15 protein-coding genes and 1 pseudogene are annotated in these 17,613 nt (G+C 65.8%); 7 read left to right on the plus strand and 9 right to left on the minus strand.

What is annotated here, in order from left to right:
• Nucleotides 1–125: 125 nt before the first annotated feature.
• Both BFL43_RS18560 and BFL43_RS18565 read left to right on the plus strand, forming a co-directional pair.
• Nucleotides 126–1,409, plus strand: a complete 1,284-nt coding sequence (locus BFL43_RS18560; protein ID WP_240498349.1) for a wax ester/triacylglycerol synthase domain-containing protein — start codon at nucleotides 126–128, stop codon at nucleotides 1,407–1,409.
• Nucleotides 1,410–1,529: 120 nt separating this feature from the next.
• Entirely contained in the window at nucleotides 1,530–2,441 is a 912-nt protein-coding gene (locus tag BFL43_RS18565) for a hypothetical protein (protein WP_084893950.1), read from the plus strand.
• A gap of 7 nt (nucleotides 2,442–2,448) precedes the next feature.
• On the opposite strand, the gene BFL43_RS18570 is transcribed toward BFL43_RS18565, so the two are convergent.
• Nucleotides 2,449–3,792 (minus strand): alpha/beta hydrolase domain-containing protein, encoded by a 1,344-nt coding sequence (locus tag BFL43_RS18570; protein ID WP_143695397.1) that lies wholly within the window; start codon nucleotides 3,790–3,792, stop codon nucleotides 2,449–2,451.
• Between the two features lie 75 nt (nucleotides 3,793–3,867).
• Nucleotides 3,868–4,728 carry an LLM class F420-dependent oxidoreductase gene (locus BFL43_RS18575; protein WP_084893952.1) on the minus strand — a complete coding sequence of 287 codons (861 nt, stop codon included), beginning with the start codon at nucleotides 4,726–4,728 and terminating at the stop codon, nucleotides 3,868–3,870.
• Between the two features lie 211 nt (nucleotides 4,729–4,939).
• Here BFL43_RS18575 and BFL43_RS18580 point away from each other — a divergent pair, with 211 nt between their 5' ends.
• Nucleotides 4,940–5,770 (plus strand): alpha/beta hydrolase, encoded by an 831-nt coding sequence (locus BFL43_RS18580; RefSeq protein WP_084893953.1) that lies wholly within the window; start codon nucleotides 4,940–4,942, stop codon nucleotides 5,768–5,770.
• A 3-nt stretch (nucleotides 5,771–5,773) separates the two neighbouring features.
• Here the strand turns inward: BFL43_RS18580 and BFL43_RS29045 are convergent, their stop codons facing one another.
• The 4 genes from BFL43_RS29045 to BFL43_RS18595 all read right to left on the minus strand — a co-directional run bounded on the left by BFL43_RS29045 (nucleotide 5,774) and on the right by BFL43_RS18595 (nucleotide 8,318).
• Nucleotides 5,774–5,950, minus strand: a complete 177-nt coding sequence (locus tag BFL43_RS29045) for a hypothetical protein (protein ID WP_168176671.1) — start codon at nucleotides 5,948–5,950, stop codon at nucleotides 5,774–5,776.
• Entirely contained in the window at nucleotides 5,947–6,387 is a 441-nt protein-coding gene (locus BFL43_RS18585; RefSeq protein ID WP_084893954.1) for an STAS domain-containing protein, read from the minus strand. The genes BFL43_RS29045 and BFL43_RS18585 overlap by 4 nt, the downstream gene beginning before the upstream one ends.
• A 187-nt stretch (nucleotides 6,388–6,574) precedes the next feature.
• Nucleotides 6,575–7,282, minus strand: a complete 708-nt coding sequence (locus BFL43_RS18590) for a GAF and ANTAR domain-containing protein (RefSeq protein WP_084893955.1) — start codon at nucleotides 7,280–7,282, stop codon at nucleotides 6,575–6,577.
• A 91-nt stretch (nucleotides 7,283–7,373) separates the two neighbouring features.
• Complete coding sequence (locus BFL43_RS18595) at nucleotides 7,374–8,318, minus strand: SDR family oxidoreductase (RefSeq protein WP_084893956.1); 945 nt, start codon at nucleotides 8,316–8,318, stop codon at nucleotides 7,374–7,376.
• Between the two features lie 405 nt (nucleotides 8,319–8,723).
• Between BFL43_RS18595 and BFL43_RS29905 the strand changes: the two are divergent.
• Nucleotides 8,724–8,984 (plus strand): annotated as a pseudogene (locus BFL43_RS29905) (CDP-alcohol phosphatidyltransferase family protein); the annotation flags it as partial.
• A gap of 103 nt (nucleotides 8,985–9,087) precedes the next feature.
• Complete coding sequence (locus BFL43_RS29555; protein ID WP_240498350.1) at nucleotides 9,088–9,231, plus strand: hypothetical protein; 144 nt, start codon at nucleotides 9,088–9,090, stop codon at nucleotides 9,229–9,231.
• Nucleotides 9,232–9,237: 6 nt separating this feature from the next.
• Here the strand turns inward: BFL43_RS29555 and crtI are convergent, their stop codons facing one another.
• On the minus strand, nucleotides 9,238–10,737 hold the full coding sequence (crtI, locus tag BFL43_RS18605) for a phytoene desaturase family protein (RefSeq protein ID WP_084893957.1): 1,500 nt from the start codon (nucleotides 10,735–10,737) through the stop codon (nucleotides 9,238–9,240).
• A complete protein-coding gene (locus tag BFL43_RS18610) occupies nucleotides 10,734–11,744 on the minus strand; it encodes a YihY/virulence factor BrkB family protein (RefSeq protein WP_143695398.1) in 1,011 nt (336 codons plus the stop codon). Before BFL43_RS18610 ends, crtI begins: the two co-directional genes overlap by 4 nt.
• Before the next feature lie 747 nt (nucleotides 11,745–12,491).
• On the opposite strand from BFL43_RS18610, the gene BFL43_RS18620 reads away from it, so the two are divergent.
• Both BFL43_RS18620 and BFL43_RS18625 read left to right on the plus strand, forming a co-directional pair.
• A complete protein-coding gene (locus tag BFL43_RS18620) occupies nucleotides 12,492–13,589 on the plus strand; it encodes a ferredoxin reductase (RefSeq protein ID WP_084893959.1) in 1,098 nt (365 codons plus the stop codon).
• A 14-nt stretch (nucleotides 13,590–13,603) separates the two neighbouring features.
• Nucleotides 13,604–15,037, plus strand: a complete 1,434-nt coding sequence (locus BFL43_RS18625; protein ID WP_084893960.1) for an acyl-CoA desaturase — start codon at nucleotides 13,604–13,606, stop codon at nucleotides 15,035–15,037.
• A gap of 104 nt (nucleotides 15,038–15,141) precedes the next feature.
• On the opposite strand, the gene BFL43_RS18630 is transcribed toward BFL43_RS18625, so the two are convergent.
• Nucleotides 15,142–17,580 (minus strand): EAL domain-containing protein, encoded by a 2,439-nt coding sequence (locus tag BFL43_RS18630; protein WP_168176673.1) that lies wholly within the window; start codon nucleotides 17,578–17,580, stop codon nucleotides 15,142–15,144.
• Nucleotides 17,581–17,613: the final 33 nt, after the last annotated feature.

Genomic DNA, 17,613 nt, shown 5'->3' on the forward strand with positions numbered 1-17,613 from the left:
GGGCCACGAATGCCGATCGCCGAGGCGCGGTTTGTTATGGTCGCTTCAATACGAATACCTTTCGTATAAATACGAAGCCAAGCAGCTGGCGTGTCCCGCAGAGGAGGCGAGGGATCGTGGAACGAATGTCCGGGCCGGACGCCCTGATGCTGAACATGGAAACCGCGACGACGCCGATGCACACGCTCAAGCTCGGAATCCTCGACACCGGGCGTCGCGGAAGTCCGTTGAGTCTCGAGGAGATCCGCACCGCCCTGGCTCTGCATCTCGGCGCGTTCCCAAGGGCGACGCAGCGCGTGACCTCGATCCGTGGGCACCGGGCGCGGCCCTTTTGGGTGACCGATACCGACTTCCGATTGGACCAGCACCTGGAGGAGGTGACTCTGGAGGGTCCCGGCGACGAGTCCTTCGATGAACTGCTCGCCGAACTCGCAATCAGGCGGCTGCCACGTGAGCGGCCACTGTGGGCTCTCACCTTGGTCCACGGTCTCGCCGACGGCAGACAGGCTGTGGTGGTGCGGGTTCATCACGCGGTGGCCGACGGGTTGGCGGCGCTGAATTGTTTTCTCCACGCCACGAGCGAGTCTGCCGGTGGTCCGCTGCCGCAGCGCCACCCACTTCCAGAGCCCGGCTCTCCCGTCGCGGACGGACGGGATCTCGATCGTCGGCAGATGCGAGCACTGGCGCGCCGCGACACCCTGCGGCTGGTCGCCGATCTGCCGTCGGTCGTCGCCGGCGTCGCCCGCACGGCGCGCGCGGCATATCGGTTCGATCGCCGCGCTCTGGTGCCACGTTTCATGGGTGCGCAGCGGACCAGTTTCAGCACCCCCAGTGCGCATCGCCGCCGATGTGCTCGAAGTGTGCTGGAACTGGCCGATGTTCAGCGCGCGGCAGTCGCGACCGGCACCACGGTCAACGGTGTCTTCCATGGCATCGTCGCGGCGGCGGTCCGTCAGGAGATGATCGCTCGCGACGAGGTGAGCTCCAATCCGTCGGTGGCGATGTTCGGGGTGTGCCGGGACCTGACGTCGACCAGGACCGAGGGCAACGATCTGGCGACGGCTGCAGCGTATCTCCACACGGAGGTTGCCGACCCGATAGAACGGGTGCGCAGGACGGCGGAGAGTTGCTCCGCATCCGTGGCCCTGCGCCGGGCGACGGGCTTCGAACTCACCGATCAGTTGGCAACCTACACAGGACGTTTGGGTCCGCGTGCTCGACCTATCGCGGCCCCGATCGCCCCTCGGGTCATGAACAACGTGACCACGGCCAACATGCCGGGGCCGAGGCGGCCCCGTTGGGTCGGCGACATCAAAGTCGAGTCATGGACATCGTTCGCGCTGGCCATCGCACCTGCCGACGTCAACCTGACCGCGTACAGCTACGCGGGAGTCCTTTCTCTCGGTTGATCACCACGCCGGAGTCGATGCCCGACCCGGCCCGATTCCTCCGCCGGATGAGCGAGGCACTTCAAGAACTGACCGAAGCCCTGGCCGCACGGGGCCTCCTGGATACGAGAACGTCTCGCCGTGACCACATCTGACGACAGCGACGATCGAGGCCGTTGGACCAATCGCTTCGAGTCTTCCCTCACGAGGTTGAGCCTGATCGCCGAGGTGATGCCGCGTGCTGTCGTCAGTGCTCGGACGGCGAGTCGGCGACCGCCGCACCGCTCGATTCCCCCGTCGTCCTTCGGAGTCCGGACGGTAGGAGAGTCGGCCCTCGATGAGTTCTTCATCGCGGCATTCTCCATGGTGCGGGCGGTTCCCGACGAGCATGTGGTGCGGGCCTACGTGAACGAATGTGCCCGCGAGGCCGTCGCGGTGAAAGCTCTGGGCGTGGGGGTCAACCTCGCGCCGACCGAGTTGTCGATCACCCGCAAGCTCCGGAGGAATCTCGGGGGGATGTCCTATGACCGCATCGACTTCACCTGCGCCCCTGTGTATTCGATGCGCGCGGGTGCGGAAGAATCCGAAGCGGATACGGTCGCGACGGCCCGCATGCTCGTGCACCAGGACAAGGGTCACCCGTGGCTGCTGTGGGTGCACGGCGCCGGTCAAGGACGTATCGACGATCTCCTGTCATTGCGTGCCGCGCAGTTGCACGAACTCGGATACAACGTCGTCTTCCCGGTGCTGCCAGGCCATGGTCTGCGCCGCCGTCGCGGCGGGGTCTATCCCAGCTTCGATGTCTTGACCAACGTGGAACTCACGGTGCGGGCTGTCGCAGAGGTGCGGGCGCTGATCCAGTGGATGGCGACCGTGGACGACACCCCGGTGTCGGTCGGCGGGATCTCGCTGGGCGGACCCATCGCGGGTCTGATCGCAGGCCTCGAACCCAGCGTGGAATCCGTGTTGGCGGTGGTGCCGATGCTGGACCTGCACGAGACGATGGCCCACCATCTCGTCCGCGGGGGAGACCGGGCCGGGTCGATCCACTGAGCAGATCTCAGGTCAGAGCGTCGGGTTCGGCATCGGCCAGGAGCTCGTCGCGGTCGGATTCGAGGACGACACCGGCGGCGATCGCGGCGTCGGTGGCGGCGGTGTACCGCCGCAGGTAGTCGTCGACATCGCGGTATCTCTGGGCAAGTACTGCCGGCTCGATTCGATCGGTTCTGCCGAACAGGCGGCAGATCCGGGACTCGTCTTGTCGCCCGAGGCCGCTGAGGACAGCCACGGGGACGTCGACGCAGGGTGTGCGCACACCACCGCAGACATTGCCCACATCGTCTGTCTCGAAACGAATCTCACCCTCCGTGGGGTTCGTGGTGAGCAGGCGCTCTGCAGGCGCCGGACCCTCACCCGTCCTGACCCAACGGGTCAGTGCGCGTAGCGCGGCACGCAATACGAACCGCTGTTGGCCCCTGTTCACCGGACCCGAGCATCCGAGGAACTCCTCGAACGGACCGACCAGGTAGCGGTCGGCATGAGCGTTGCCGGCTATCTCCCACAGTCGGAACAGCGGCCCATCCTTCTGTCGCGCATCGTGATAGCGGAAGTCGCCCAGGATGTCGGTCTCGGTCTGAACGACGAAGACAGGGACGGTGAGGTCGTCACGTATCGGCGTCGCCGGTTGCCGGAAGACGGGTAGCAGGTCGATCGCGCGCTCAGGTGTGTGTAGCGGCAGGCCTGCGGCGGCCCGGCTGTGAATCAGGAATCCGTCGAAGATGTTGTCCAGCTGGGACACACAGTTGACGTAAGTCGTGAGCGCGAGAGCGGATTGCGATTCTCCGATTGCGAGCAAACAGGTGATGTCGACATGTTCGAGGGGTCCTTGCGAACCTCCCAGTGCCCCGGCGACCTGGGTGAAGATGTCGTAGCAAAACATATCTCCCGGGTGGGACAGCTCCTGGTACCGCTGCTGGCCGATCAGGCCGGGGGCCGGTGTCGACCCCGCGGCGCCGACGGTTCCCTGGCCGCCGGCGACACCGATGTATTGGGCGGAGATGCCCACCCATATATCTCCGTTCCGAACCAGTTCCTCTGCGAGATAGGTATATCCGGCACCGGCATCGGAGCCACTGCTGACATTGAGCCATTCCACGACGACGTTGCCGCTGCAGCGTGCGCTCTCGGCCGGTTGTCGCACCAGCGCGCGAGTGCAGAAATCGGCGACGCCGGTCACCGTCACGGGGTCGCCGCTTTCAGGTGGTGCGACCTCGAAGGACCGCGCCTCGCCGCGCACCGCGAACTCGGTCTCGTCGTATCCGGCCGCGGCGAGATCGGGACCCGGAGTGGCGGCGACCAGTCCGCCGCCGTCTGCCCGGGCCAACTCGGTGAAGGAGGCAACCATGATCTGACCATACATGCGCGGGCAGCTGTATGGTCTGGCAAGCTCGGTGTGTTTTTCAGCGCCCCCGGATCGGTATCAGTTCAGGGCGGCCGCAAGCCGCCGCCACTGCTCGCGCGGATACGCCTGCGGATCGGTGTCGAGCACTTGGACGCAGACGTGATCGGCACCCGCCGACCGGTGTTCGTCCACCCGGCGTGCGATGGCGGCCTCGTCGCCCCACGCGATGATCGCGTCGAACAACCGGTCCGACACCGTGTCGATGTCCTCCTGGGTGAACCCCGACCGCAGCAGATTGTTCGCGTAGTTCGGCAGTTGCAGATAGCTGCGGAGCCATTCGGTGCCGATCGAGCGGGCGTGGTCGGCATCGGTGGTCAGGATCGCGGTCTGCTCGGGCAGCAGCAGTGGGCCTTCGCCCAGGGTTTCTCGGGCCGTGGCGGTGAAATCCGGGGTGACCAGGTACGGATGCGACCCGTTGGCACGAGTTGCGGACAGCCGCAGCATCTTCGGGCCCAAAGCGGCCAACACACGTGCCTCGACGGGGACCGTCTCCTCGGCGGCATCGAGCCCCTCGAGGAACGCTTCGGTGGCCGCGAGAGGCTTCTTGTACCGGCCCGGATTGCCCGCGTCGATCAACGGCGCGTGCGAGACCCCGATGCCGAGCAGCAGCCGGTCCCCGTGCCTGCCGGTCAGGGTGGTGTACTGCGCCGCGACATCGGCCGGTTCGTGCATCCAGAGGTTGAGGATGCCCGTCGCGATGACCGACTCGGTCGTCGCTCGCAGGAGATTGGCGACTGCATCGAACACCGGGCCGCCCACGTCCGGGATCCACAACGCCGAGTACCCCAACTCGTCGAGCTCTGCGGCTGCCTCCGCGGACTGGGCGAGATCGCCGTAACGCAACTGCGAACTCCAGATACCTACGCCTGCGAGCTTCAAGACTCTCCTCCTCGGTGACGCCGAGAACTGGCGTTCTGCCGGTCCTCGTGCGCTCAGTGGTAGCTGGTCGCCGATGCTAGCCGACGGCGGATCCACGGCAGGGTCGGTATTCCGGTGCGCTGTGGGAACAGGGATGTGCGCGCAGGGTCAGATGGCCCCGGGCAGGCGCGCATAAGGTGAGCCCACCTTGGTTCACATCGAAAGGCTTGCCATGTCAAACACCGCTCCGAGACCACCGGTCCGCCGGTCGCTGCTCGCCGCGACTCTCGTCGCTCTGTTCCTCTCGGTACTCGGGCTGTCGGCGGCTCCGGCTTCTGCGGAGACGGCGAAACCGACTGTCGTGCTGGTGCATGGAGCGTTCGCCGATTCGTCGGGCTGGAAGGACGTCGCGACAGAGCTGGCCGCTCAGGGATATCCGGTGCAGTTGTTCGACAATCCTCTCCGTGGCCCCTCCCACGACTCAGCTCTCCTCGAAAAGCAGCTGTCGACGATCTCGGGCCCGATCGTGCTCGTCGGACATTCTTACGGCGGCGCAGTCATCACCAACACACACGACCCGGACGTGGTGGCGAACGTGTACATCGCCGCATTCGCGCCGCAGCAGGGTGAGTTCGTGCAGGGCCTGCTCAATCCGATCACTTTTCCCGGCAGTCGGCTACTGCCACCTGCGTTGCAACTGAAGGTCGTCGACGACCAGACCGGTATCGCAGGCAAGAACGTGGACGGCTACATCGCACGCGAGTACTTCCGGGAGATCTTCGCCCAGGACGTCACGCCTGCGGTCGCCGCAGACATGTTCGCGCACCAGAAATCGGCGGCCCTGGTCGCCAACCTCGAGCCGTCGGGCGCGCCGTCATGGCAGAAGGTCCCGAGCTGGTACCTGGTGTCCGCGCAGGACAGGGTCATTCCGCCTGCGCTGCAACGCTTCATGGCCTCGCGGGCTGCTCCCGGTCACACCTTCGAGGTCGACGCAGCCCACGCATCACTCGTCTCCCAGCCGGCGGCGGTGACCAGAGTGATCGTCGCGGCCGCGCAGGGCTGACAGTCATGCGCCCTTCTGCTCGCCGCCCGTCATCACCTGGGTCCACCACGAATCGAGAGGGCTCGGGCTCGGCCAACGCACATCGGGTGCGACCCGGTCGTCGCGCGAGCGCGCGGTGTGGCCGGATGATTCGTGCGTTCGATCCTCGGCCGCGGACTTCCGGGGTGCCTGCAGGCTCATCGTGCGCCCCCGACCTCGGTGTGCACCGGTGTGGGCGGGTCCTCGGACGTCGCTTCCCGCGTGGCCCGCGACGCGCACGCGACGGTCGGGTAGATCGCGATCTCCGCGGACAGGCCGACCTGGTGCATGGGCCGGGCGGTCGCAGGCCCGACGGCGGCGACCGCAAACCCTATCCCGTTGGCCTGGGCCTTTTCCATTGCCATGAGGGCGGCCATGCCGGCGCAGCCCAGGAACCGGGTCTGCGTCAGGTCGACGATCAGGACGGATGGGGCCGTGGACAAGGTGCAATCGACTGATTCGACGAACCGGGGTTCGGTCGTCTGGTCGAGGTCGCCGTGCACGTTCAGAACGGTGACCTCGACGTGGTCGTCCGAGGCGATCACCGAGCGCGGACGGCCGGAGGTTGACTGGTCGAGAACGAGTTGTGACGTCATCATTGCAAACGCCCCTCACTGTGGACGGGGAGGCGCTGGATACGCAGGAGTGGCCAGCGCTGGGCGCGGCTGGTTTTCAACCTGAATTCATCCTTGCAAAACACATATCGTTTCGCAACAACTTTCTTCATACGGGTACATGCCGTTGCGCGACAACATCATAGAGCTCGCCGTGAGCGAGCGAGGAGCCTCACTCCGGCGGGTGGTCCTTGTGCACGAGGTCCTGGGCGAGCTTCGCAAGCGGAATGTTGCTGTCCTGGGACAGCTTTCGCAGCAGATTGAACGCCTGCACCGCATTGATGTCGAAACGTTCCATGATCATGCCCTTGGCCTGGCCGATGATGTCGCGACTGGCCAGGGCGCTACGGAACTGAGCGCCACGCTCGGTGGCCGCCCACGCGACGGCAGCGTGTGCCGCGTAGAGGAGCCCGATCTCTTCGGCGTCATCAGGGAATGAGTTGGGTGTGAGCGAGTACAACGTCATCGACCCCAGCGTCTCGCTGTGGGTGTAGAGACGAAACGAGAGGATCGAGCGGAACGGGGTCATCGCGACGGCATCGGCAGCGTACTTGGGCCACCGGGTCTCGGTCGTCAGATCGTTTACCCGCACCACGGGTTCTTCCCACGCGGCCTCCAGGCAGGGTCCCTGCTGGTGGGTCACCTGGATCTTGTTGTGGGTGTCGACCAGCGGATCAGTCGAGACCTGAGTGCTCAACGAGTCTCGGTTGGTCGTGACGGTGATCCCGGCGTGTTCGGCACCTGCCACGTTCTCGACCGCAGCCGTGACGACACTTCCGAGTACTTCGTCCAGCGCTTGCTGATCGCTCCCGTGCAGGCCACGTGCCAGATCGGCGATCGCGATATGGATATCGGTGATGGTCTGCTCGTCGTCAGGCATGGGACTCCAAAGAACGGTGCTAGCGATGGCAGGTCGAGGTGGGCTTCGTTTCGACCAACCGCCCATCTTGCCACGACCCGGGTGCCCGATGTCAGCGATGCCGGCCGCGCTCACGGCCTCCGGATCCGAAGTAATGCAGTGCGCTGGTGCCCGAGTGGTCCGGCTCGTCGCTTCTCGTCTCGGTGGTCGTCTCCGCGGTCGTCGGTCGACCGGACCGCAGTGACCATCGCAGATATCGGGTGACCAGCCGATCGGTGGTGCCGGGTGCGATTGCGCTCGCGACCGCGGCGCTCCGGGACCACGCGCCTACGTAGACATCTCGGACGGGGAGTTGGGCAGCGCGGAGTATCGCGTTTGCGACCGTTTCCGGCGGTTGCCGCAGCCGAGCGTGCGGCCGGCGAGCGCCGGGATAGTGGTGTGCGTGTTCGACGTGGGGGGTGTCGATACGTCCGGGATGGACCAGGGTCACCGAGACGGGTGAACCTTTGGCCTCCTGCTCGGAGCGAAACGCGTCGGTGTAGCCGCGGAGTGCGTGCTTGGAGCCGGAGTAGGTCGACTGCGCCGCGATTGCCCGGTTACCGAGCGTGCTGCCGACCATGATCAGCGCGCCGCCGTGTATGCCGTCCTGGCGTCCGGCGATGTGCCGCGCGAGCGCCAGCGAGCCGTACACAGCACCCCAGTAGTTGGTGTCGAACAGGCGGTGCATGTCGTCGACCGACACCTGGTCGGCGCTCCCGAACATGGCGACCCCGGCATTGTTCACCCAGGTGTCGAATCGACCGTAGGTGGAGATCGCGGTGTCGGCGATGCGTGCGACGTCGGACTCGATCCCGACGTCGGCGGTCACTGCGACCGCGCTCCCGCCGCGGCGCCGGATGTCGTCGACGATGTCGGCGAGTGCGGCCTCGTTCCTGGCGGCGAGCACCACCGCCGCCCCGGCCAGCGCGGCGCGGCGGGCGGTGACCAGACCGATGCCGCTCGAGGCGCCCGTGATGACCATCACCTGATCCGGCAATCGGCGGAGTGTGACGCGCATCGGCTTCCCTCGAGTGTGATCTGACGCGAAAGGCAGGCTGCGACAACGTGGAACAGGTGGAGCCGCGATGGACTGAGCGCCTGGTACCCCGACGTCGTCGGCCGCAAACCCTTGCTGCCGGGGCTCGACGACACTCTCACCTGGTCGATATTGCTGCAATGGATCACGTTGTCTGGTTTGGGATTCGGACAGGCAAGGTACTCACCGTCCATGACGTCGACGTTTTCCCGTGAGGATGCTTTTGCGGGTTGGTCGCGGCTACACGGCGGTATCGATCCGGTGAGCTCGGTCTGGATCAGGGGCTGGGTACGTATCGCGCATGCATGTGCGAGCCCACTCATCCGGGCGGGTGTGAGCCCGAGTGTCGCGACGGTTCTCGGGGTCCTGGTGACGGCGTCGGTTCCCATGATTGCGCTCGCCGGCTCCGCGTGGCCGCTGCTCGCACTGGTGTTTGTGCTGGTGGGGGCCGTGCTCGACGGCGTGGACGGGGCAATCGCATTGCGGACGGGCACCGCATCCCGTTGGGGTCGGGTGCTCGATCCGTTCGCGGACCGCTGTTCGGATCTGCTGCTGATACTCACCCTCGTGATCCTCGGCGCTCCGGTGTGGCTCGGCGTCGGCCTTGCTGTGACGACGCTGATGCTCGAGTCGGTACGCGCCAGCGCTCAGGCAGCCGGGATGGAAGGTCCCGGTGCACTGACGTGGTGGGAACGGCCGTCGCGGGTGATCGTCACTTCACTTGCCGCGGCGAGTAGTGGAATCGTGTGGTGTGCAAGGCAACTCGGGGGTAACCGTGCTGCCCTGGATCGACGGGGCGAGCCTGGTGACGCTGTATTCGATCGCTGCTGGGCTGCTGGCGGTGGTCGGGCTCGTGCACCTGCTGGTTGCCGTTCACCTGCAGTTCCGCCGATAGCAGCCGTCAGTCGGCCACGCCGATCATGTTCGCAACGATCGCGGCGGACATCATCACCAGGGGAAGACCGCCACCGGGATGCGACGATCCGCCGACGAGATACAGCCCGGGCACCGGACTCCGATTCGAGGGCCGCAAGAACGCAGCCAGCGCACCGTTCGACGAGGTGCCGTAGATCGACCCGCCGGGGGTCAGTGTCCGCCGCTGGAGGTCAGCGGGACTGATGATCACTCGGTGCCGGATCCGGTCGGACACATCCAGGCCGCGCGCGGCCATCAGGTCGAGGATCTGGTCGGCATATTCCTCCCGTAGCCCGGGCGCGTCCCAGTCGGTGCCCTCTGCAGGGTCATGCGGTGGCGCGTTGACCAGGACGAACCAGGCCCCGGACCGGGCGTCGGGCGTCAACGTATGGTCCGCCGGCGCGCTCACGTAAATGGTGGGGCGGGGAACCGGGCGCGGTCTGCCCTTGCGCCCGAACACCGCGTCGAACTCCTCGTCGTAGTCCTCGGCGAACAGCACGTGATGGTGCGGTTGATCGCTCGGAGGATCATCGAGTGCCAGCAACAGCACGAACCCCGACAGTGAACGTGTGGTGCGGCGAAGTCGTCGAGCCGCGCGGCGCGCGCCCGGATGATCGGGGGAGAGCAAGTCGTTGAAGACCTGCTGGGCGTCTGCGTTGGCCACCACGAACTCGGCGTCGGTCACGGAGCCGTCGGACAGCTGCACTCCGCGGACCCCGGTTGCATCGGTGAGGATCTCGGTGACCTGGGTACCGAGGCGAACCTCCACACCCAGTACTTGCGCCCGGTTCAGCAACACGGCGGCGATGCGGCCGAGCCCGCCGTCGACATACCAGGAGCCGTAGGCTTGTTCCGCGTACGGAACGCTGGCCAAAGCGGCGGGTGCCTGCCTCGGATCGGACCCCGTGTAGGTGGCATAGCGGTCGAGCAGCATGCGTAGCCGAGGGTCCGACAGGTAGGACGTGCCGAGTCCGCGCAGAGACTTCCACGGTGCGATGGTCGTCAGGTCGCGAAGTCGGCGGGAGAGTCGGAGCATCGTCCGGACGTCGATCGGCGATTCCAGGAACGGTGTCAGGGTGGCGTCCCAGATACGTTCGGCCCGTTCGGAGAAGGCGCTCCACTGCGCGCCACGTCCGGGCCCTAGCGCGGCGTCGAGTGCGCGCGGGATCTCGGCCGCTTCACCGGGCAGGTCCAGTACGACGCCGTCGGGGAAGGTGTATCGGCAGGCGATCTCGAGCCGCCGAAGCGGTAGTTCGTCGGCGGTGGGGGGCCCGCCGATGGCTGCGAAGAGGTCATCGAGCACGTGAGGGAGGGTCAGCAGTGAGGGGCCGGTGTCGAAGACGAATCCGTCGACCTGCTCGACGCCGAGCTTCCCGCCCACCACGGGTGCCTGCTCGATCAGTGTGACGGAGTGACCCTGTGCTGCCAGCCGGGCTGCCGCCGCCAATCCTCCGACGCCGGCGCCGATCACGACGATCTGGCTCAAGATCTCCCTTTCCTGGTCGGCGTACCGACCCGACTGTCCACCGTGGCGTCGATCGAGCGCGTGAGCGACCATCCCGCGATCAGCACCATATGCAGTATCCACAACCACAAGCCCACCGCGACGACCCCGCCGACCACCGTCAGCCCTGCGAACGGGAGGCCGACATCGATGGGGATGGAGAGGAACAGCGCGAAACCCTGGAGGAAGCCGGCCAGCATCGACGCAGTGACGAGTGCCCCGACCACCGCGACGCGCCATCGCGGGGCCCCTGGCATGACGAAGCGGAAAACCCAGGTCAGCAATACCGCCAGCATGAGCCAGGTCGTCAGGAAACCCAGGTAGTAACGCAGGACGAGGTCGCCGAAACCGCTGCCACCACCTTCTGGGGTGAGGCCGACCAGCTGCTTACCGATCGTCGAATAGATCCACGCCAGCGGCGGCACCACGACGAACAGGGCAAGGACTGTGCCGCGCGCCCTCCAGGCACCCAGGGTTGAACTCCGCTCCGCTTCGTCTCCTGCAATGGTCGGCTTCGACTCGGGCGACAACAACAGCGCCGACCGGCGAAGCCCCTCGCCATAGAACGACGCGGGGAACATCAGCACCAACGCGCTCAGCAGGCCGGCGTGCACACCCGCATCGACGAGAGCGTCGTAGGCCGATCGCGCACCCATGTCCGGCGGAATCAGCACACGCAAAGAAAGCAATCGCTGTTGGACCTCATCCGTGTCGTCGAACCAGCTGATGCTCCAGACGGCGAACAGCAACCACGGCACGATGGCGATCGCGGAGTAGTACGTCAGGGTGGCGGCCGTGCCGGCAAGGTCTCCCCGGGAGAGTCGGCCCGAGGCATCACGGACGGTGGTGCCCAGTTCGGCCGTGACCCGGACGCGGGTGTCGGTGGGCGTCGATGCCGCAGCCGGCCTGTCCATCACCGTGCCAGGATGCCCCGGGATGCCGATCTGAAACCGCCCACCGACGGATGGACGCCAGAGCGTGTTTGACATCACCCGCGGCTGGGAACACTGGACCAGCAGTCGACCGCCTGGCGGTTCGACGCGTGGTGGGGGTGAATGCTCGGGGCCACGCACTGCTGTTGACCCCCCCAGACAAGCGGGCCGGCACTTTTGTATTGGAGTCCCTGGAGAGGCGTGAAGATGACTGCTTACCGAATGGTCCGTACCGCTCGGGGTGCTCCGGATATGTGCCGAGTGGCACCTATGCTGTCACGCACGTCCGCGAGCCCCGGGGCCGGTCGCCGATGACTGTCGCCGGAATGACGAGTAGGCACAGCGACACCGGCAACGAAGCCTGGACGGTGCGGTGTGATCGATGCGAACACCGATTCAGAGTGGTGGCTGTCGGGCACCGCGCCGACGCGGAAGTGGTTGCCGCAGCAAATGGTTGGGACATCAACGACCACCGCACGCTGTGTCCGGCGTGTGCGTCGGTGCGCTGACGCCGAGGCTCATGGCAGTCAGAGTTGACGGCCCGCGAACCCAGTGCAGACGATGTCGCCTGCGTTTCCCGAATCGACTGACGCTGCTGTTAGTGCGACGTAAGGTCACACGTAGCCTGCCACAAGCGGGCACACTGTTAGTTGCAGCCACACCTGTCAAGCCCCGATGCAGGTGACCGACATGCGCGTATCCCCAGGATGCGCGAACTTGGCCCGGGAGTTGTCCACGTGAACGTTCCACCGAGCACGACCCTGTCCCGCCCCGTCTGGTGTGACAACGCAGTCTGGTGCCGTCATGGCTGAACGCGGCGCGAAACCCAACGTCCCGACGTTGCGACGTCAGGCTCTCAAGGCGATCAGTCATCTGTTCAGCCCGCTGGAGCCCGACGATTACCTCGAGATGATCAACCCGCTGTGGACCACTAAAGAACTGCGCGGGCGAATCGAGGAGGTTCGGCCCGAGGGCGCGGATGCCGCTACGGTCTGGATCAGACCCGGATACCAGTGGCCGGGGCACATGCCGGGACAGTACGTCCGGCTTGGCCTGGTGATCGACGGTGTCTTCCATTGGCGGGCATATTCATTGACGTCAGACCCTGAGCCGCGCGACGGCCTGATCGCCGTCACGCCGAAACTCGTCGAGAACGGTGTGGTGTCGCCCTACCTGGTCCGGAAGATCCGGCCAGGCGAGATCATCCGGCTCGGCGAGATCGAGGGCGTCTTCACGTTGCCCGATCCGCGTCCGGAAAAGCTGCTGTTCATCAGCGCCGGCAGCGGTATCACGCCGATCATGAGCATGCTGCGAAGTCTGGACCACAACGACGCCATGAACGACGTGGTGGTGATCCACTCCGCACGCACCGAGGACCAGGTCATGTTCCACAGGGACCTGCAGGAGATGGACAGTCGGCAGGACGGGATGCAGCTGATCATTCGACTGACCGGTGACGACGGGCGTATCAAGCCCGAGGATCTCGACGACCTGTGCCCGGACTGGCGCGAGCGGGAAGCGCTGTGCTCGGGCCCTGAAGAACTGTTGGACTCCCTCGTCGAGCACTGGGAGAACAACGACCTCTCCGACCGCATCCACTTCGAACGATTTCAGCCGGTCATCGGCGGGAACGCGGGCGATGGCGAGGGCGGTGGGGTGCGATTCGTGAAGAGCAAGACCGATGCCAAATGTGAACCCGGACAGACCATCCTCGCCGCAGGCGAAGATGCCGGACTCGAACTCAAGTACGGCTGCCGGATCGGGATCTGCCACACGTGTGTCGGAACCCTGAAATCTGGGCAACTCAGAGACCTGCGTACCGGTGAAGTCAGCGAGCCGGCCGGAGCCTCGGTGCGGATCTGTGTGAACAGCGCCGAAGGCGATGTCGAGATCGACCTGTAGATCGAAGGAGAAATATGACGATCCACGAAGCGAAGCGGGAAACAAGAACGTCCAGCAAGCCGGACCCGCGGAGTCCGCTGGCCCATCTGTCCGACGAGACGATCGAGCAGTTGGGCAAGGAGTTCGACGCCATCCACGACGAGGTCTACGGCGACCTCGGAGACGCCGACCGTCGATACATCAAGACGGTGATCGCCACCCAGCGCAACCTCGCCGTCGCGGGTCGGGTCCTGCTGCTCGGATCACGATCCAAGGTGGCATGGGTGGCCGGCACGTCCTGCCTGGGTATGGCCAAGATTCTCGAGAACATGGAGATCGGCCACAACGTCATGCACGGACAGTGGGACTGGATGAACGATCCAGATATCCACTCGTCGGTGTGGGACTGGGACACCGCGTCCACCGCGGAGGCGTGGAAGCACTCGCACAACTACATCCACCACACGTTCACCAACATCCGCGGCAAGGACAAGGACCTCGGCTACGAGATCATGCGGATCGATCCGCATCAGCCGTGGAACCCCGTCTACCTCGCGCAGCCGTTCTACAACTTCCTGCTCACCGCGTTCTTCGAATGGGGCGTCGCCCTACACGATCTCGACCTCGACGCCATCCGTAAGGGCGAGAAGTCGACGTCCGAGCTGTGGCACGACCTCAAGGGGATCGGAGTCAAGATGCGGCGGCAGGTGATCAAGGATTACATCGGCTGGCCCGCGATCAGCGCCGGCGCTTTCGCGCTGACCCAGCTCGCGTCAGGCGGCAACATCAAGCAGCCCAAGACGTCCAGGCTGGCGAGCCGGCTCCGCCGCGCTCCCGGGGCGGGCAAGCGATCGAAGTCTGTTGCCGCCGTCATGGACCGTGCACTACCGGGTGTGGAGCAGACGTTCCTGGCAACTTTCGCTGCGGACTTCACCGCCAACATCATCCGGAACGTGTGGGCGCACGCGATCATCTTCTGCGGCCACTTTCCCGACCAGACCTACACCTTCAGCAAAGCGGAAACCGAGAACGAGACCCGCGGTGGCTGGTACCTGCGGCAGCTGCTCGGCTCGGCGAACATCGAGGGCAGCCCGCTGTTCCACGTCATCTCCGGCAACCTCGGTTACCAGGTCGAGCACCACCTCTACCCGGATATGCCCAGCACTCGCTACTCACAGGTCGCCCCGAAGGTGAAGGACATCTGCGAGCGTTATGAGTTGCCGTACAACTCCGGCCCCTTCGGTCAGCAGTGGGGTCAGGTGCACCGCGCCATCTTCCGGCTGGCACTGCCGGGTGGAAAGCCGCGCCCCAAGCCCGACCCCTTCCATCGGCCTCCGCACAGCGCGGCCGACCCGGAACGGGTGAGCGAGGCCGCTCGCTTCCGGTCGCGGGTTCCGGCGAGCCATCCTGATGCCGGTCCCGAGCACGAGTCCGGTGGCGTCAATGTGGAGCCCCCGCCCCGCGACTGAGCATCCCGCCACAAACCCAGTCGTTCCGGGCAAACCCAGGTGTTGCAACACCTGGGTTTGCCTGCAACGCATGGTTTTACGGGACAGAAGGCAATCCGTCTTTGCTAGTGAAGTCGTGCCGCCGCGGCGGCTGCTGATTCCGGGGAGTGCAAGAACGGCCCCTGCGCCTGCTGACAACCGGCCGCAGCGACCGCCTCGAGTTGTGCTGCCGTCTCGACACCGGTGGCGATCACGGTCATGTCCGCGGCCCTGGCAATCGCGACGATGCTCTGGATGACCGTGTCCGCGAAGTGCGAGGTCGTCAGATCTCGGATGAACGTCGGGGCGATCTTGATGACGTCGACCTGCTGCAGTTGGACCAGTGAGGAATAGCCCGCGCCGAAGTTGTCGATGGCGACCTCGACCCCGAGTTCGCGCAATCGCCGCAGCTGATCGAGCGGCCGGATGCCCTCGGAGAATTCGTCTGCGGCGAAGGCGGTTTCGGTGACGTCGAGTCGTAGGTCGCCGGGGTGGACACCGCATTCCTCGAGTGCCGTGGCCACACTCTGCGGGAGCCGGTCGTCGCAGAACTGACGGGGCGACACCGTGATGGCGAGCGTGAGTTCGCCCGCGCGGTAGCCGAAGACGTTGTTCAGGTCGTGCAGCGCCTTCGAGAGGTTGAGCCGCCCGAGCGCGTCGCCGAGTCCGATGTGATCGGCCAAAGTATTGAATGTGTTCGGTTCGATCTCGTGGTGAATCGGGTGGTGCCAGCAGAGCGTGGCCTCCATGCCCACCACCCGGCCGGTCGCGGTGTCGTGGATCAGCTCGTAACGGTTGCCGAGCTGGCCGCCGGCCGGAGAAGCGATTGCCGCGCGCAGATCCTGTTCGAGCTGCTGCCGGAACTGGAACTCGCGCCGCAGCCGCACATCGAAGACTGCGGAGCGCGCGCGGCCGGACTGCTTCGCGTAGTAGAGCGCGATGTCGGCGTCGCGCAAAAGGTCACCGCCTGAGCGGTTCTCACCCTCGGTCGTGGACACCGAACCGATGCTCGCGGTCATCCGGACACTGGAGATGCCGGTATCGATCGGGGACTCGGTGATCGCCGTCAGCAGGTGTTCGGCCTGCTTTCGAGCCGAGGCTGAACCGGTGGCGTCACCGGGGCTGACGATGCTGAACTCGTCGCCCCCGATCCGGCCTACGGACGAGCCGGGCCCTGCGGCCGCAGCGAGGCGCCCCGCCACCACCCGGAGCACCTGGTCCCCGTGGCCATGGCCCAGCGAATCGTTGATGATCTTGAAGCGGTCGAGGTCGAGGAAGTGCACATTGATCGGACTGGGCCGTTCGGCGTCCGGTGCCAGCTGCGTGTCGAGTTGTTTCAGTAGACCGTCGTGGTTGAGCAACCCCGTGAGGCTGTCGTGGCTCGCGCGATGGCGCTGTTGTTCGGCGTCGAGAACCTGCTGGGTGATGTCGGTGTACGAGGCGATCGCCCTCGGCTCGTCGAGATCGACGTCGAATGCCTTGCAGGTCACCGAGAACCACCGATGTTCGCCGTCGGTTCGAGTGGCCAGCTTGCCGGTGAATCCGTCGCCGGTCTGGCGCATGTGGTCGACGAGTGCCCGGATGTCGTCATTGGGGAACATGACGGGCAGACTTCCGAGGTGGGCGCCGGGGACCGTCGATGGATCGAGCCCGAGGAGGGTGGCCGAGGCGGGGTTGGCCATCTCGATGAAGCCGTCCGGGTTCAGGACGAGGACGGCCTCGGTCAGTTCCGAGACCACGGTGCCGAACAACTCGATCGCGCGGCGAGCGGCGGTCAGGTCAGCGCACAGCAGCACATAGCCTGCACCCATCGCGGTCACCGATACCCGGACGTTCCGGATGGCGCCGTCTCGATGACGATGGACGCTCTCGATCGTGCCACCGAGCGCGAGGGCTTCGCGGGGGACGAAGGCGGCGCCGATCACGTCGGTCAGGTCGCGGCCGAGTGCCTTCGACGCGGACGTGCCGTATACCTTCTCGGCGGCCGGATTCCACGCCTGGACTACTCCCTCCGCGGAAATGGCGATCACGGCATCGCTCACGTGATCGACCAGAGCGGCCTGGTATTTCAGGGCGTCTTCCGCGGCCTTCTTGGTCGAGATGTCGCGCATGATGACCTGGAACGCGGGGCGGCCCTGCCACTCGGTTCGCACCGAGACGATCTCTGCGAGTTTTGTGGTGCCGTCGGTCAACAGCATGAGGGCTTCGGCGGGCTCGGTTGCGGTGTCTTCCTCACCGAGGCTCGCCAGCCTCTCGAGCATGCCCGGAATCGAATCGGGGTGGACGAACTCGGTGATCCAATGCCCGACCATCTGGTCGATGGACTGCGCCCGCGCCAGCCGGAGCCCGGCAGGGTTCACGTAGACGACGACGCCGCCCTCGTGGACGCAGATCGCGTCCGGGCTGAGTTCGACGAGCAGGCGGTATCGCTTGGCGAGCGACTCGGCGGAATCCGGCTCGACGGGTACGACGAGTTTGTCTTCACCGTCGGAGAGGGCCGGCGACGCGTTGTCACTTTCGCTCACGTGCACTTCCCTCCCTGTTCACAGCCGGTCCTG

The sequence above is a fragment of the Williamsia sp. 1135 genome (genome assembly GCF_002095395.1).
Taxonomy (GTDB): Bacteria; Actinomycetota; Actinomycetes; order Mycobacteriales; family Mycobacteriaceae; genus Williamsia.

Coding starts and splice junctions, on each gene's coding strand:
- BFL43_RS18560 (WP_240498349.1), top strand. CDS start 126: ATGTCCGGGCCGGACGCCCTGATGCTGAACATGGAAACCGCGACGACG.
- BFL43_RS18570 (WP_143695397.1), bottom strand. CDS start 3,792: ATGGTTGCCTCCTTCACCGAGTTGGCCCGGGCAGACGGCGGCGGACTG.
- BFL43_RS18580 (WP_084893953.1), top strand. CDS start 4,940: ATGTCAAACACCGCTCCGAGACCACCGGTCCGCCGGTCGCTGCTCGCC.
- BFL43_RS29045 (WP_168176671.1), bottom strand. CDS start 5,950: ATGAGCCTGCAGGCACCCCGGAAGTCCGCGGCCGAGGATCGAACGCAC.
- BFL43_RS18585 (WP_084893954.1), bottom strand. CDS start 6,387: ATGATGACGTCACAACTCGTTCTCGACCAGTCAACCTCCGGCCGTCCG.
- BFL43_RS18590 (WP_084893955.1), bottom strand. CDS start 7,282: ATGCCTGACGACGAGCAGACCATCACCGATATCCATATCGCGATCGCC.
- BFL43_RS18595 (WP_084893956.1), bottom strand. CDS start 8,318: ATGCGCGTCACACTCCGCCGATTGCCGGATCAGGTGATGGTCATCACG.
- BFL43_RS18610 (WP_143695398.1), bottom strand. CDS start 11,744: ATGTCAAACACGCTCTGGCGTCCATCCGTCGGTGGGCGGTTTCAGATC.
- BFL43_RS18620 (WP_084893959.1), top strand. CDS start 12,492: ATGGCTGAACGCGGCGCGAAACCCAACGTCCCGACGTTGCGACGTCAG.
- BFL43_RS18625 (WP_084893960.1), top strand. CDS start 13,604: ATGACGATCCACGAAGCGAAGCGGGAAACAAGAACGTCCAGCAAGCCG.